Here is a 14,074-nt window from a genome sequence, read left to right on the forward strand (position 1 = left end):
TCACCGGACCTTGTCGCTGCGCAGCAGCGCGACGAAGAGGTAGACGAGGCCGGCGACGGTGAGCACCAGGCCCACGGCGTCGTAGGGGTTCACCGCCGCCTCCCCAGGGGGTTGACGGAGGTCTCGCGCGCCGCGACGCGTCGCGCCACGAGCGCGACCGTGACGAAGAACGCCGCGGTGAGGAGGATGTAGGCCAGGTCGGTCATGACACCCGGTCTACGCCCGGCGGCCTGGCCCCGAGCCGGTCCTTGACGGGTCCTTAGCGGTGCGCCGCGGGACCCTGACGGCTCCCTGACGCGGCCGCCCTTCGCCGCTGTGGGCATGGCTTCGGCGTGAACTCGGCGCCGAACTCACGCCGAACACATCCCCACAGCGGGAGGGGTCAGCGGGGAGGGGTCAGCGCTGGACGCGCGCGCTGCCGCCCTTGGCCAGCTTCTCCACCTCGGCGAGGGTCGCCATGGTGGTGTCGCCCGGCGTGGTCATGGCGAGGGCGCCGTGCGCGGCGCCGTACTCGACGGCTTCCTGCAGCGAGCCGAGCTCCATCAGGCCGTAGGCGAGGCCGGACGCGAAGGAGTCACCGCCGCCGACACGGTCGAAGATCTCCAGGTCCGCGCGGTGGGTCGCCTCGGCGAAGCCCTCCTTTCGGGACCAGGCGATCGCGCCCCAGTCGTTGCGGGACGCGGACCGCACCCCGCGCAACGTCGTCGCGATGACCTGGAAGTTCGGGTACTCCCCGGACGCCCGCTCGATCATGGCGCGAAAGGCGCCCGTGTCGAGGTCGGTGAGGTTCTCGTCGACGCCCTCGACCTCGAAGCCGAGCGAGGCCGTGAAGTCCTCCTCGTTGCCGATCATCACGTCGACGTGCCGGGCGAGGCGGCGGTTGACCTCCTGCGCGCGCTCCGGCCCGCCGATGCCCTTCCACAGGGAGGGCCGGAAGTTGAGGTCGTAGGAGACGATCGTGCCGTGCCGCTTGGCGGCCTGCATGGCGGCCTCGGCGACGTCGGCGCTGCTCTCGGAGAGCGCGGCGAAGATGCCGCCGGTGTGGAACCAGCGCACGCCACGCGAGAACAGGCCGTCCCAGTCGACATCGTCGGGCTGCAGCTGCGCGATCGCGGTGTTGCCGCGGTCGCTCACGCCGACCGCGCCCCGCACGCCGAAGCCCCGCTCGGTGAAGTTCAGGCCGTTGCGGACCGAGCGGCCGATGCCGTCGTACGGCACCCACCGGATGTACTGCGTGTCCAGCCCGCCGGTGAGCACGAAGTCCTCGACGAGCCGGCCGACCTCGTTGTCCGCGAGCGCCGTCACGACGGCGCCTCTCAGGCCGAAGCAGCGGCGCAGGCCGCGCGCCACGTTGTACTCGCCGCCGCCCTCCCAGGCGTCGAACGTGCGGGCCGTGCGGATGCGGCGCTCGCCCGGGTCGAGGCGCAGCATGACCTCGCCGAGCGCGACGACGTCGTACGCGGTGTCCGACGTCGGACGGATCGTCAGGGAGCTCATCGAGAGGCCTCCTCGGGGGCGCTCGGGGTGGTTACGGTTTGCGCGGCCGCGGGCGCCGCCATCTCGACGGCCTCGCGGGTGCGGCGGCCGACCTCGGCCCAGTCGCCCGCGGCGACCAGGGTCTTCTCCACCATCCAGGACCCGCCGACGGCCAGGACCGACGGGACGGCGAGGAACTCGGCCAGGTTGGCGGCGCTCACACCGCCCGTCGGGACGAACCGCACCTGCGGGAACGGGGCGGACAACGCCCTGAGCGCCGCCACCCCGCCGACCACGCCGGCGGGGAACAGCTTGACCGTGGTCACGCCCAGCTCGAGGGCGGTCATGATGTCCGACGCCGTCGCGCACCCTGGCACGATCGGCACGCCGACCTCCTGGGCGCGCTCGACGACGGCCCGGCTGATGCCGGGCGAGACGAGGAACCGCGCACCGGCCGCGACCGCCTCGTCGACCTGGGCCGGGGTGACGACCGTGCCGGCCCCCACGAGCACGTCGGGCCGGTCGGTGGCGATCGCCTCGATCGCGGCGCGGGCGCCTGCCGTGCGGAAGGTGACCTCCGCGACCGGCAGACCGTTCTCCGCCAGGGCTGTCGCGACGCCGATGCCCTGCGCGGCGTCGTCCACCACTACCACGGGGACGAGGCGAACGAGCCCGAGGCGATCGACGACCGCCCCGGGAGGTGCTGACGTATCTGACGATGGCTGCACTGGCATCGCGGCGCTCCGAGTTCCTGGTCGTCGTCGTTCCTGGTGGCCGCACCGGGCCGTCTCGACCCCGTGCGTCTTCGCGGACAGTCGAACTCTAGGCGAAGCGACGCCCCTCTCGGAAACCGCTTCCCCGGCGACCGGCGCGCCTCCTCGGTGCCTTGGTCGCCGGGTCTGGCACGCCCGGCCGGCAACGCCCTGCTCAACGCGCTGACCTGTGAGAGAGTTCAACCGGCAAGACTTGCCGGCGAACCTGTCCGGAGGTGCGATCGCATGACGGTCCTCGTGGCGTACAACGCGTCCCCCCAGGGGGAGGCGGCACTCCGTGCCGCGGTCTCAGAGGCGGAACGTCGGCAGCAGGACCTGGCAGTGCTGGTCCTCACGCCGCAGCCGCCGGGTGCCGGCATGCCGGCACATCTCGCCCATCTGCTCGACTCGGTGCCGTCGGACGTCGCCGTCGCCCCGATCGCCTACAGGTCAGAGCACCAGCAGGTGGCCGACGCGATCGTCGGCGAGGCCGAGCGGGTCTCCGCCGGGCTCGTCGTCATCGGGTCGCGCAAGCACTCGACGGTGGGGACGTTCCTCATCGGCTCCACCACCCAGCAGGTGCTGCTGGACTCCCCGGCGCCCGTGCTCGTGGTGAAGGCCGGCTACTCCTGACGGTTGCCAGGGTCACCGGGGTCTCCGGCTCCGTCCCGGCCTCCGTCTGGCGAGCCGGGGGGTGAGCCGGTCGCGACCCGGTGGACGGCGAAGAAGCCGCGGTGCACGGGGCGGTCGCGCCGCTCCGCGTCCGTCGCGACGTACTCGTCGATCACCTCGAGCAGGCGGCGGTCCAGCTCGGTCACGTCGTCGGGCGTCAGGTGCAGCGTGAACGTCGCGAACGTCGCCCGATCGCCGGGCACCGACGCCCGCAGCTCCTCCATCGCGAGCTCGACCGGGCCGAACCGCACGTCCGGGGCCGCGCCCGCGAGCGGGTCGTCGAGCCACCAGCTCCGGCCCGTCGACCGGTACGGCTTCTCGCGTGCCCCCCGGGTCCCGTGCCGGACCGGCAGCTGCTCGACGAGACCCGCTTCCGCCAGGATCCGCACGTGGTAGAGCACCGTCGCGGGGTCGGCGCGGAGCCGGTCGGCGAGCTGCCGGTTCGTCAGGTCCTCGGCGCTCAGCAGGCGGACGAGCCGCTGGCGCAGCGGGTGCGCGAGCGCCTTCGCCTCGGCGGCGGTGGGCGGACGGCGGGCGGGAACAGCCATGGCCGCATCCTACCGAAGTCATTTGAACTTTCTCAATCACTCAGTACGATCGACGTATGACCGAGGACTCCGACGGCAGACCGACCACCCCCGCGGCCGGCGCCGCTCCTGACCTGGCTCCCGGACCGGGTGACCTGCCCACCGAGGCGACCGCGGCGCCGTCGGCCGGCGTGCGCCTGGGCGCGAGCTTCGCGAAGGTGTGGACCGCGTCGACCCTGTCCAACCTCGCGGACGGCGTGCTGAAGATCGCGGTGCCGCTCGTCGCGGTGCAGTACACGCAGTCGCCCATCCTCATCGCGGGCATCGGCTTCGCGATGAGCCTGCCGTGGCTGGTGTTCGCGCTGCCGTTCGGCGCCGTCGTCGACCGGGTCGACCGGCGGCGGGCGATGCTCCTCGCCAACTCGGCGCGCCTCGTGGTGGCCGGGCTCGTCGCCGCGGCCGTCTGGGGCGGGCTCGGCAACATCTGGCTCCTGTACGCGGCAGCGCTCGTGTGCGGCGTCGCGGAGGTCCTGTACGACACCTCCGCCCAGTCGATCCTGCCGCAGGTGGTGGACCGGTCGGCGCTGACCAAGGCCAACTCGCGCCTCTACCTGGGCGAGCTCACGGCCAACCAGTTCGTCGGGCCGCCGGTCGGCGGCTTCCTCGTCGCGGCCGGGGCCGCGCTGGCGCTCGGCGCTCCTGCGGCCCTGTGGGCGTTCGCCGTCGCGGCGCTCGCCTGGGTGCCGGGCTCGTTCCGCGTGGAGCGCGCAGCGACGCGCACCACCCTGAGCGCCGACATCAAGGAGGGCCTGACCTACCTGGTGCACCACCGGGTGCTGCGCACGCTCGCCGCCATGACCGGCCTGTCGAACTTCACGTCCAGCGCGGCGTTCGCGGTGTTCGTGCTCTACGCCGTCGGGCCGAGCTCCCCCATGGGGCTCACCGAGGCGGGGTACGGCGCGCTCAGCACCACCAGCGCGATCGGGTCCGTCGTCGGCTCGCTGTTCGCCGCGCAGGCGGTCGCCGCGCTCGGCCGGGCGTGGTCGCTCGGCATCGGCGTCGTCACCTTCACGCTCATGATCGGGGTCCCCGCGATCACGCCGAACGCGTGGGCCATCGGCGCCACGTGGGTGCTGGCGGGGGCGGGCGTCGCCATCTGGAACGTCATCGCCGTGTCGCTGCGCCAGCAGATCACGCCCGACCGCATGCTCGGCCGCCTCAACTCCTGCTACCGGCTGCTCGCCTGGGGCACCATGCCCCTCGGCGCCGCCGCGGGCGGCGTGCTCGCCGAGCTGTTCGGGCTTCGGGCCACCTTCGCCGTCTGCGCGGTGATCTCGGCCCTGACGGCGCTCGGCCTGTTCGTCGCGACGGACCGCGCGATGGACGAGGCCGAGGCGGCGGCCCGGGAGCCAGAGCCCGCCACCTGAGCGAACGCGCGAGACCGCCCCTGGGTCGCTCTCAGAGCCTTGAGAGCGACCCAGGGGCGGTCTCGTGCGTTCCCCGGTTCACCCGGAGCCCCAGCGGGCCGGCATCAGGCCGTTGCCCGGACCTCCAGGTGGTTGTTCCACGGGTCGTCGAACCGCAGGGTCGCGCCGTCGTCCGCGGTCGCGACGCCCGCACGGGTGAGCCGGTCGCGCAGGGCGGCGACGTCCTCGGTCGTCGGCACCTCGATGCCCACCGTGGCCAGACCGAGCGTGGTCGCGGCGCGCGGACCCGCGCCGCGGCTGTTCCACGTGTTCATCGCCATGTGGTGGTGGTAGCCGCCGGCCGATACGAACAGGGCCGACGGCATCGCGGCGGTCTCCTCGAAGCCCAGCGCGCCGACGTAGAAGTCGCGGGCCGACGGGACGTCACCCACCTGCAGGTGCACGTGACCCACCACCGCGCCGGCCGGCGTCCGCGGCCGGTCCTCCGGGGCGGTGCGGACCAGGTCCCGAGCGTCGGGCGTGAGGTGCTGCGCCAGGAACGCGTTCGGGTCGAGGTACCGCGTGTCCATCTGGATCCGGCCACCGTCCCACGCCCACGTGTCGCGCGGCCGGTCGTGGTACAGCTCGACGCCGTTGCCCTCCGGGTCGGTGAAGTAGAACGCCTCGGAGACGAGATGGTCGGCGGAACCCGTGAACGTCGACGGCGCGGTCGTCGCCACCGCCGCGAGCGCCGCGGCCAGGGCGGGGGCGCCGTCGAAGAGCACGGCCGTGTGGAAGAGACCGGCCTCGCCACGGGCAGGTCGCGGCAGCCCGGGCCGACGCCGCAGGATCACGAGGGGCCGGCCGCCGCGGCCGAGCACCGCCGTCTCCGCCAGCTCGGCAGGCGTCAGACCCAGCTCCTCCGGCGCCTGGAGCTCGTGCAGCAGGAGGGCGTCGCGGTAGTAGCGCGTCATCAGGTCGAGGTCCGCGACATGCAGCGTCACCGCTTGCATCGAGGTCTCGGGGGCCAGGAGATCGGTCATAGAAACTTCAACCATATCGCCGGCGCGTGTGTTCCGCGCGCCGCTGCGGCCCGGGCGGCGGACGGCGCGGATCGCCGCCGGACGGCCCGGGTACGCTCGGCTCATGGCCACGGTCTCGCTCGGCATCCCCGCACTCCGCGGGCCTGCGCGCCCTGCGGCAACGGGCCGTGGCACCGCCGTCGTCCGGCCGCGACCCGACACCCCCTTCCTCGTCGACCGCTACGGCCGGGTCGCCCGCGACCTGCGCGTCTCGCTCACCACCGCCTGCTCGCTGCGCTGCACCTACTGCATGCCGGCCGAGGGACTGCCGGTCGTGCCGCGGGACGAGCTGCTCACGCCGGCCGAGATCGGCCGCCTGGTCGGGATCGGCGTGCGGCTCGGCATCCGCGACGTGCGGTTCACCGGCGGGGAACCGCTCATGCGGCACGACCTCGTCGAGGTGATCCGGGCCTCGCGCGCGGCGGCCGACGCGGCGCTCGCCGGCGACGGCGGCAGCGTTCGCGGCGGCAGCGTTCGCGGCGGCAGCGTTGGCGGGGGCAAGGTGCGCTTCGCGATGACCTCCAACGCCCTCGGCCTCGACAAGCGGGTGCACGCGCTCGTCGACGCGGGCCTGGACCGGGTGAACGTCAGCCTGGACACGGTCGACCGGGCGGCGTTCCGGGCGCTCACCCGCCGCGACCGGCTCGAGGACACGCTGACGGGCATCCGCGCCGCGGTCGCCGCCGGGCTCGCCCCGGTCAAGCTGAACGCGGTGCTGCTGCCCGAGACGCTCGCCGGCGCGCCCGACCTCCTGCAGTGGGCGGTCGACAACGGCTGCCACCTGCGCTTCATCGAGGAGATGCCGCTCGACGCGGACCACGCGTGGGCGCGCCAGGCCGTCATCAGCGCTGACGACCTCCTCGATCGCCTGAGCAGCCGCTTCACGCTGACGCCGGCTGGTCGCGAGGACCCGTCGGCGCCGGCGGAGGAGTGGCTGGTCGACGACGGGCCGGCCACCGTGGGCATCATCGCCTCGGTGACGCGATCGTTCTGCGGCACGTGCGACCGCACCCGGCTCACCGCCGAGGGCACGGTCCGCTCGTGCCTGTTCGGCGACGCCGAGACGGACCTCCGCGCGCTCCTGCGCGGCGGCGTGAGCGACGAGGACGTCGCCGACGCCTGGCGCGGCGCCATGTGGGCCAAGCCCCGCGCGCACGGCAGCGACGCGCCGGAGCTCGCCCCGGACGCGTTCGCCGACACCACGCGCACCATGGGCGCGATCGGCGGCTAGTTGCTCCGCGACACGCCGTGCGACACGCCGGTGTGCAGCGGCGGGGTCAGACCGTGCCAGAATCGGCGCCGAGCGCGGCAGCCGGCCGCGCGCCGACCGCCTCGTGCAACGATCCGGGTTGACCGCTGTGACTGAGACTCTCGACGCGCCCGACAGACCGCTCGCCGGACCCAGGACGCCTCGCCGCATCATGATCGTGACCGACGCCTGGGAGCCCCAGGTGAACGGCGTCGCCCGCGCGCTGCGCCGCATGGTCGACGAGCTGCGCGACATGGGCTGCACGGTGGAGGTCGTCACGCCGTCGGACGGCTACCGGACGGTCCCCGTGCCCAGCTACGCGGAGCTGCGCGTCCCGATCCGCGCCCGCGACGACATCGAGCGCCGCTTCCTCGACTTCGCGCCCGACGCGGTGCACATCGCGACCGAGGGACCGCTCGGCTGGACGGCGCGCAACGTGTGCCTCTACTACGGCTTCCCGTTCACGACGAGCTATCACACGCAGTTCCCGGAGTACCTGACGGCGCGGTGGTCGTGGGTGCCGCTCTGGGCGGGCTACTCGTACATGCGGCGGTTCCACTCGACGTCGGGCCGCGTGCTGGTGACGACGCAGACCATGCGGGACCAGCTCGAGGGGCGACGGTTCCGCAACATCGCGCCGTGGAGCCTCGGCGTGGACACGGAGCTCTTCCACCCGCGCCGGCGTGGCGTGGACGGGGGCGTGTACCGCGACCTGCCCGGCCCGGTGTTCGCATACGTGGGGCGCCTGGCGGTGGAGAAGAACGTGGAGGCGTTCTGCGCGCTGGACCTGCCGGGCTCGAAGGTGGTGGTGGGCGACGGCCCGGCCCGCGCCGACCTGGAGGCCCGCTACCCGGAGGTCCGCTTCCGCGGCTCGCGCTCGGGCGAGGACCTGGCACGCCACTTCGCGGACGCCGACGTCCTCGTCTTCCCCAGCCTGACCGACACGTTCGGGCTGGTCATCCTGGAGGCGATGGCGGCGGGCACGCCGGTGGCCGGCTTCGACGCGCCCGGCCCGCGGGACCTCATCCCGGGGACGGGTGCGGGTGCCGTCTCCAAGGATCTGCGGGAGGCCGCCCTGGTCGCCCTCACGTGCGACCGGGGTCGCACCCGCGCGTACGCCGAGCAGTTCTCGTGGCGGGCCTGCGCCGAGGCGTTCCACCGCAGCCTGGACGTGCTGCCGCTCCCGGTGCAGGCCCCGCGGCTGCAGCGCCTGACGAACGAGGTCATCACCCGCCTTCCGTCCCCGCACGTGACGCTGCACCACATCTGGCTGCCGAACGTCTCGCTGCAGACGGTCACGGCGCGGCACCTGCCGAACCTGCCGAGCCTGCCGCAGCTCTCCGTGCGCGACTCCCTGGCGCGGATCCCCGGGCCTCGCGCCCTGGGTCACCGGGTCGTCACGTCGCGGGTCGTGTCCCGGTCGATCTCCCTGGTCGACGACGCGGCGCGCCGCGCTACAGGCCGACCCACTCCGACTCGCCGTCCGTGAACCGCTGCTTCTTCCAGATCGGCACCTCGGCCTTGATCCGCTCCACGAGCAGCGAGCACGCGGCGAACGCCTCCTCGCGGTGCCCGGCGGACGCGGCGGCGACCAGCGCGACGTCGCCGATCCCGAGGTGGCCGTACCGGTGCACGGCTGCGACGCGCAGTCCCGTCTCCCCCGCGACGTCCGCGCACACCGCACGGAGCACCGCCGTGGCGTCGGGGTGCGCCTCGTAGTCCAGGCTCGTCACGTCGCGCCCGCCGTCGACATCGCGCACCACGCCGCGGAACGTCACCACGGCGCCGCACTCGGGCGCCGCGACGGCGTCCTCCACGGCTCGCGCGGTCGCATCGTCAAGGGCCGCGTCGGTCACGCGCGTCACGTCCTCACGCTGCCCGACGCCGGAGCTCACCTCGGTCATGTCTCTCACCCTACGCAGTGCTGGGCCGGGCCCCGGGCGCTGTCCGCCTCGAGCAGGCGATCAGGCACGGCTCCCGGCCCCGACGCGATACCTGATCACCTGCTCGAAGCGGACTCTCAGAGCGGCCAGACGGTGACCTCGGCGCCGGCGGCGAGGTCCGTCACGTCGGCCGGGACGTCGACCAGCACGTCCGCGGCGGCCATCGAGGCGACGAGGTGCGAACCCGGGCCGCCGACGATCTCCACGCCAGCGCTCGGACCCACCCCGGCGGCGTGCTCCCCAGCCGCCCGGGTGGGCGTCGTCGCCGGTGCGGCGGAGGCCCGGGGCGAGGCACCGCCGTCGGGCAGCAGCCTGCCGCGGAGGAGCTGACGGCGGCCCGCGGGGGACGTGAGACCCGCGGCGAGGCGGGCCGTGCGCCGTCGGACCGGCGGGAGGCCGCCAAGCTCGCGGAGGGCGTCCCGGGCGAGCACGACGAACGAGACCTGGGCGCTGACCGGGTTCCCCGGGAACGTGAGCACGGGCGTGCCGTCGAGACGGCCCAGACCCTGCGGACCGCCGGGCTGCATCGCGACGGAGCGGAAGACGACGTCGGGCAGGGCGTCCTTGACCACCTCGTACGCGCCCTGGGAGACGCCGCCGGACGTGAGGACGAGGTCGGCGGACCGTGCGGCCCGGCCCAGCACGGCGGCGGCGCCCGCCGGGTCGTCGTCGGTGCGGTCCGTGAGGACCACCACTCCCCCGGCCACGCGGACGGCGGCGGCGAGCGCCGCCGTGTTCGCGTCCCACACCTGGCCCGGGCCGGCCGGCTCGCCCGGGGCGACCAGCTCGCTCCCCGTCGAGACGACCGCAACCCGGATCCGCGCCCGGACCGGCAGCTCGCCGAGGCCGCAGGCCGCCGCGGCAGCGACGTGGTGCGGGGCGAGGAGCGTCCCGGAGCGGAGCACGACGGCGCCCGCCGCGACGTCGGACCCGGCCTCGCGGACGAACTCGCCCGTGCCCCGCGGGCGGAGCACCGTCACGTGGGTCGCACTTCGGTCCGCAGGACGCATCGAGGGGTCGGGGTTGAACGTGCCCGTGCCGGTGTCCTCGACCGGGACCACCGCGTCGGCCCCCTCGGGGATCGCGGCACCGGTCATGATCCGGACCGCCGTGCCCGGCGCGAGCGGGGCCGGGTCGCCCGGTGCCGCGGCGACCTCGCCCGCGACCGGCAGCACCACGGGCGCGTCCGGCGACGCCCCGGCGACGTCGGCCGCGCGCACGGCGTAGCCGTCCATCTGCGAGTTGCGAAAGCGCGGCAGCGGGCCGGGCGCGCGGACGTCGCCGGCGAGGACCCGGCCTGCGGCGTCGGCGAGCGCGACCCGCTCCGCCGGGCGTGCGGCGAGCCCGGCCAGGAGCTCCGCGACGTCCCGGCGGTGCTGGTCGACGTCCACGCGCTGTGCCATGCGCCGAACCTACCTCGCCGGTCTCGTACGCTCTGCGCGTCGCGAGGACCGCTACCGGGAAGCGATCCCCCCGCACGACGGTTCACCCAGGAGCCTGCCAAGGACCCGTTGCCCGCCCCGGCTCCGTGCGTGACGCTTGAGCCACACCGAGAGGACCACCGTGACGTCCCTGACCCACCCGGGTCCGCCGCTGCGGATCCCGCTGCGCCCCGTCGCCCCGTCCGTCCGCGCCTTCCTCGCGACGGAGGCGGGCGGCGCGATGCTGCTCCTCGGTGCGTCGCTCGTGGCGATCGTGTGGGCGAACACGCCCTGGGCCGGGTCGTACGAGGCCCTGTGGGAGACCGAGGCGGGCCTGCGTGTCGGCTCGTGGGACTTCTCGCTGGACCTTCATCACTGGGTGAACGACGCCGCGATGGCCGTGTTCTTCCTGGTCATCGGCCTGGAGATCAGCCGGGAGGTCACCAGCGGCGAGCTGCGCAACCCGCGCGCCGTCGCGGTTCCCGCCCTGGGCGCGATCGGCGGGCTGGCGGTCCCCGCGCTCATCTACTTCGCCTTCAACGCGGGCGGCCCGGCGGCGCACGGCTGGGGCATCGTGATGTCGACGGACACGGCGTTCCTGGTGGGCGTGCTCGCGCTGTTCGGGCCCCGCTGCCCGGACCAGCTGCGCCTGTTCCTGCTGACGCTGGCGGTCGTGGACGACATCGGCGCCATCACGGTGATGGCCCTGTTCTACACGGACTCGGTGAGCGTGCCGGGCCTGGTGGCCGCCGCCGTGATCGTGGTGGCGATCGTCGCGATGCGCTGGATGGGCGTGTGGCAGGTGACGCCGTACGCGCTGGCGGGAGTCGGACTGTGGGTCGCGGTCCTCGCCTCCGGCGTGCACGCGACGCTCGCGGGAGTTCTGCTCGGCCTGCTCATCCCGGCACGCCCGGCGCGCCCGGAGGAGGTGCGAGCCGTGTGGCAGTACGTCAAACGGCTCACCGTGGAGACGACGGCGGAGCGCAGCCACCTCACCGAGCTCGCCGCCCGGGCCGCGGTGCCGACCGGGGAACGGCTGCAGCGCGTACTGCACCCGTGGAGCGCGTTCTTGGTGGTCCCGCTGTTCGGTCTGGCGAACGCAGGCGTGCACCTGGACGGCGAGACGCTGCGGGCGGCCGTGACGTCACCGGTGACGATCGGTGCGATGGTCGCGCTCATGGCGGGCAACGCGATCGGCGTCTTCGGGGCGTCGACGCTCGCTCTGCGCGCCGGGCTGGGCGACCTCCCGGGCCGGGTGCGCTACTCGCACCTGCTGGGCGGCGCGATGCTGGCCGGGATCGGCTTCACGATCTCGCTGTTCATCGCGGAGCTCGCGTTCGACGACGCCGTGCTCAAGGAGCAGGCGAAGGTGGGCATCCTCGCGGGGTCGGCGATCGCGGCCGTGCTGGGGTCGGTCACGCTGCGGCTCTTCGGGGAGCGGTGGCCGTTGTGCTCCCCGTCGGCGGCCGGCCCGCCCGCCGCGCTGCCGCTCGGCCCCTGGCGCGCCCCGGCGTGACGCCCGCCCGGGGGCGGGGGCAGGGTCAGCGGTGGCCGGCGTACGCCTCCTCGACCGCCTTCTCCAGGCGGTCGCGCGCGACCCGCCCCCGCCAGAGCACCCCGTCGACGAACAGCGTCGGCGTGCCCCGCACGCCGGCCGCGATGCCGTCCGCGTAGTCCCGGCGCACCGCGTCGGCGTGCGCCTGCGCGGCCTCGCCCGCGACGGACGCGGGGTCGGGCACGCCGACGGCGGCGGCGTGCGCCACGAGGTCGGCGTCGGTCAGGCGGTCCTGGTGCTCGAAGAGCCTCTCGTGCAGCTCCCAGAACCGGTCCCCGGCGGCCTCGACGGCGAGCGCCGCGGTGAGCGCGTGCGGGTGCACCTCGAACAGCGGGAAGTGGCGCCACACGAGCCGGACGCGGCCGCGGGAGCCCTCGACGAGCTCCCTCAGCACGGGCGCGGCGTCCCGGCAGTAGGGGCACTCCAGGTCGCCGAACTCGACGATCGTGACGGGCGCGGCGGGATCGCCGAGCACGTGGGCGCCGGAGGGCACGAGCAGTGCGTCCGCGGGCAGGGTCCCGGGGGTGCTGGTCATGGGCGTCAGCCTGCCGCACCGCTGTGCGCGACGCCACACCCTCCCCGGAGCCCGACCCACCCGGCCCGCTTGTACGATTTTTCACAAGAGAGGGGCTCACATGCCGACCATGCTGCCCGACGACGAGCTGCCCGCCGTCGAGACTCCGATCCGGCCGCCGGGATTCCCGCACTCCCGCCGCTGGCTGTTCGGCGAGATGCTGGTCGGCGCCCTGGTCGGCCTCGTCGCGGCGTTCGTCCTCGGCGTCGACGCCATCGAGCTGGCGGCGAACCCGCAGGTGACCCTCGCGTGCGACATCAACACGATCATCAGCTGCGGCACCGTCGCGCAGGCGTGGCAGGCGTCGGTCTTCGGCTTCCCGAACGCGTTCCTCGGGCTGATCGCCGAGCCCGTCGTCATCACGGTTGCCGTCGCCGGCCTGGCCGGGGTGCGGTTCCCGCGCTGGTTCATGACAGCCGCCCAGACCGTGTACCTGCTGGGCACGATCTTCGCCTACTGGCTGTTCACGGAGTCGATGTTCGTCATCGGCGCCCTGTGCCCGTGGTGCCTGACGGTGACCGTCTCGACCACGTTGGTGTTCGTCTCGATGCTCCACTGGAACGTCCTGGAGGACAACCTCTACTGGCCGCGCCGCGTGCACGCTCGGGCCGTGGAGTTCGTACGCTCCGGAGCGCTGGACATCCTGCTCGCGGCGTGGCTCGTCGGTCTCGCCGCGGCGATCGTCCTGAAGTACGGCACTGCGCTCTTCTCCTGAGCCGGATCCTGGGAGCTGTCAGAACCGCGCGACCAGAACCGCGCGACCCGCCGCTCGACGAAGCTTGCGGAGGCGCCCGGCCACGCCTCCGCAGGTACCGCCGCAGCACCGCTGCAGGTACCGCCGCAGGTCAGGAGTGCACGTGCGCCGCGTGGCCCGTCGACGCCGCGATCTCGTACTCCGCCACCTCGAGGAGCCGGTCCGCGAGGCGCCGCAGCGCCCGCGCCGCGGCCAGCTCGTCGCCGATCGCCGGGATCTCCTCGTCCTGCGGCGCCTTGCGAGCGTGGCCCACGGCCCGCAGCGACCCGGACGTCGGTCCGACGACGGTCGCCTCCGCCGTCGTGCTGCCCGAGCTCTCCACGAGCGTGACCTGGACCTGCCACGTCAGGGTCCGGCGCGATTCCCCGCCGGCGCCCTCCCCGGCGCGCTTCGCGCCTTCGTCGTGGACCGCCCCCGAGTGGTCCACGAACGAGTCCGGTCCGGGGAAGACCAGCGTCTCCTCCCCCGTGTCGGACCACCGGACCCGGTACGGCGGTGTCCCATCCGGACCGCGGGTCTCCACGATCACGCCATCGCGCACCGGCCCGCCGACCACTCCCGAGGCCGTCACGATCCGATCTCCCGTTGCTGCCTTCATCGGTGTCTCCCTCGCGTCGTCGCGCCCGTCCGATACCTTCATCATGCGCCCGCCGCCGCTGCCTC

General features: G+C 74.1%; 15 protein-coding genes. 6 read left to right on the forward strand and 9 right to left on the reverse strand.

Annotated elements, in window-relative coordinates; genetic code table 11:
- The 3 genes from L1785_RS15725 to eda form a co-directional block, all read right to left on the reverse strand.
- The gene (locus L1785_RS15725; protein WP_236090221.1) at positions 1-93 is read right to left on the reverse strand and encodes a potassium-transporting ATPase subunit F; all 93 of its coding nucleotides are present in this window, start codon (positions 91-93) and stop codon (positions 1-3) included.
- A gap of 303 nt (positions 94-396) precedes the next feature.
- Positions 397-1,497 (reverse strand): sugar kinase, encoded by a 1,101-nt coding sequence (locus L1785_RS15730; protein ID WP_236090222.1) that lies wholly within the window; start codon positions 1,495-1,497, stop codon positions 397-399.
- Positions 1,494-2,210: a bifunctional 4-hydroxy-2-oxoglutarate aldolase/2-dehydro-3-deoxy-phosphogluconate aldolase gene (gene eda / locus L1785_RS15735; RefSeq protein WP_268915345.1), complete on the reverse strand. Its 717-nt coding sequence runs from the start codon at positions 2,208-2,210 to the stop codon at positions 1,494-1,496. The genes L1785_RS15730 and eda overlap by 4 nt, the downstream gene beginning before the upstream one ends.
- A 264-nt stretch (positions 2,211-2,474) precedes the next feature.
- On the opposite strand from eda, the gene L1785_RS15740 reads away from it, so the two are divergent.
- The gene (locus L1785_RS15740) at positions 2,475-2,861 is read left to right on the forward strand and encodes a universal stress protein (protein ID WP_236090224.1); all 387 of its coding nucleotides are present in this window, start codon (positions 2,475-2,477) and stop codon (positions 2,859-2,861) included.
- On the opposite strand, the gene L1785_RS15745 is transcribed toward L1785_RS15740, so the two are convergent.
- Positions 2,852-3,448 (reverse strand): ArsR/SmtB family transcription factor, encoded by a 597-nt coding sequence (locus L1785_RS15745; RefSeq protein WP_236090225.1) that lies wholly within the window; start codon positions 3,446-3,448, stop codon positions 2,852-2,854. The two genes, L1785_RS15740 and L1785_RS15745, sit on opposite strands and share 10 nt — an antisense overlap.
- 56 nt (positions 3,449-3,504) lie before the next feature.
- Between L1785_RS15745 and L1785_RS15750 the strand changes: the two genes are divergently transcribed.
- Complete coding sequence (locus L1785_RS15750) at positions 3,505-4,854, forward strand: MFS transporter (RefSeq protein ID WP_236090226.1); 1,350 nt, start codon at positions 3,505-3,507, stop codon at positions 4,852-4,854.
- Positions 4,855-4,958: 104 nt separating this feature from the next.
- Here L1785_RS15750 and L1785_RS15755 read toward each other — a convergent pair whose 3' ends face one another.
- Positions 4,959-5,876 (reverse strand): VOC family protein, encoded by a 918-nt coding sequence (locus L1785_RS15755; protein WP_236090227.1) that lies wholly within the window; start codon positions 5,874-5,876, stop codon positions 4,959-4,961.
- A gap of 103 nt (positions 5,877-5,979) precedes the next feature.
- Between L1785_RS15755 and L1785_RS15760 the strand changes: the two genes are divergently transcribed.
- Together L1785_RS15760 and L1785_RS15765 are read left to right on the forward strand one after the other, a co-directional pair.
- The gene (locus L1785_RS15760) at positions 5,980-7,146 is read left to right on the forward strand and encodes a GTP 3',8-cyclase MoaA (RefSeq protein WP_236090228.1); all 1,167 of its coding nucleotides are present in this window, start codon (positions 5,980-5,982) and stop codon (positions 7,144-7,146) included.
- 127 nt (positions 7,147-7,273) lie between these two features.
- Entirely contained in the window at positions 7,274-8,653 is a 1,380-nt protein-coding gene (locus L1785_RS15765; RefSeq protein WP_236090261.1) for a glycosyltransferase family 4 protein, read from the forward strand.
- Here L1785_RS15765 and L1785_RS15770 read toward each other — a convergent pair.
- Complete coding sequence (locus L1785_RS15770) at positions 8,619-9,068, reverse strand: molybdenum cofactor biosynthesis protein MoaE (RefSeq protein WP_236090229.1); 450 nt, start codon at positions 9,066-9,068, stop codon at positions 8,619-8,621. The genes L1785_RS15765 and L1785_RS15770 overlap by 35 nt on opposite strands.
- A gap of 116 nt (positions 9,069-9,184) precedes the next feature.
- Complete coding sequence (locus L1785_RS15775; protein ID WP_236090230.1) at positions 9,185-10,510, reverse strand: molybdopterin molybdotransferase MoeA; 1,326 nt, start codon at positions 10,508-10,510, stop codon at positions 9,185-9,187.
- Between the two features lie 160 nt (positions 10,511-10,670).
- Between L1785_RS15775 and nhaA the strand changes: the two genes are divergently transcribed.
- On the forward strand, positions 10,671-12,044 hold the full coding sequence (gene nhaA / locus L1785_RS15780) for a Na+/H+ antiporter NhaA (RefSeq protein WP_236090231.1): 1,374 nt from the start codon (positions 10,671-10,673) through the stop codon (positions 12,042-12,044).
- Between the two features lie 25 nt (positions 12,045-12,069).
- Here the strand turns inward: nhaA and L1785_RS15785 are convergent, their stop codons facing one another.
- Positions 12,070-12,618, reverse strand: a complete 549-nt coding sequence (locus L1785_RS15785; protein ID WP_236090232.1) for a DsbA family protein — start codon at positions 12,616-12,618, stop codon at positions 12,070-12,072.
- 100 nt (positions 12,619-12,718) lie between these two features.
- Between L1785_RS15785 and L1785_RS15790 the strand changes: the two genes are divergently transcribed.
- Positions 12,719-13,372 (forward strand): vitamin K epoxide reductase family protein, encoded by a 654-nt coding sequence (locus tag L1785_RS15790; protein WP_236090233.1) that lies wholly within the window; start codon positions 12,719-12,721, stop codon positions 13,370-13,372.
- Between the two features lie 130 nt (positions 13,373-13,502).
- On the opposite strand, the gene L1785_RS15795 is transcribed toward L1785_RS15790, so the two are convergent.
- Positions 13,503-14,009: a dsRBD fold-containing protein gene (locus L1785_RS15795; protein WP_236090234.1), complete on the reverse strand. Its 507-nt coding sequence runs from the start codon at positions 14,007-14,009 to the stop codon at positions 13,503-13,505.
- Positions 14,010-14,074 lie beyond the last annotated feature (65 nt).

The organism is Antribacter soli (assembly GCF_021568775.1).
Taxonomy (GTDB): Bacteria; Actinomycetota; Actinomycetes; order Actinomycetales; family Cellulomonadaceae; genus Antribacter; species Antribacter soli.

Bases quoted from the DNA above. Each gene is read 5' to 3' on its own strand.
- L1785_RS15755 (WP_236090227.1), bottom strand. From the start codon at position 5,876: ATGACCGATCTCCTGGCCCCCGAGACCTCGATGCAAGCGGTGACGCTG.
- L1785_RS15750 (WP_236090226.1), top strand. From the start codon at position 3,505: ATGACCGAGGACTCCGACGGCAGACCGACCACCCCCGCGGCCGGCGCC.
- L1785_RS15775 (WP_236090230.1), bottom strand. From the start codon at position 10,510: ATGGCACAGCGCGTGGACGTCGACCAGCACCGCCGGGACGTCGCGGAG.
- L1785_RS15740 (WP_236090224.1), top strand. From the start codon at position 2,475: ATGACGGTCCTCGTGGCGTACAACGCGTCCCCCCAGGGGGAGGCGGCA.
- L1785_RS15785 (WP_236090232.1), bottom strand. From the start codon at position 12,618: ATGACCAGCACCCCCGGGACCCTGCCCGCGGACGCACTGCTCGTGCCC.
- L1785_RS15795 (WP_236090234.1), bottom strand. From the start codon at position 14,009: ATGAAGGCAGCAACGGGAGATCGGATCGTGACGGCCTCGGGAGTGGTC.
- L1785_RS15760 (WP_236090228.1), top strand. From the start codon at position 5,980: ATGGCCACGGTCTCGCTCGGCATCCCCGCACTCCGCGGGCCTGCGCGC.
- eda (WP_268915345.1), bottom strand. From the start codon at position 2,210: ATGCCAGTGCAGCCATCGTCAGATACGTCAGCACCTCCCGGGGCGGTC.
- L1785_RS15730 (WP_236090222.1), bottom strand. From the start codon at position 1,497: ATGAGCTCCCTGACGATCCGTCCGACGTCGGACACCGCGTACGACGTC.
- L1785_RS15770 (WP_236090229.1), bottom strand. From the start codon at position 9,068: ATGACCGAGGTGAGCTCCGGCGTCGGGCAGCGTGAGGACGTGACGCGC.
- L1785_RS15745 (WP_236090225.1), bottom strand. From the start codon at position 3,448: ATGGCTGTTCCCGCCCGCCGTCCGCCCACCGCCGCCGAGGCGAAGGCG.
- L1785_RS15790 (WP_236090233.1), top strand. From the start codon at position 12,719: ATGCCGACCATGCTGCCCGACGACGAGCTGCCCGCCGTCGAGACTCCG.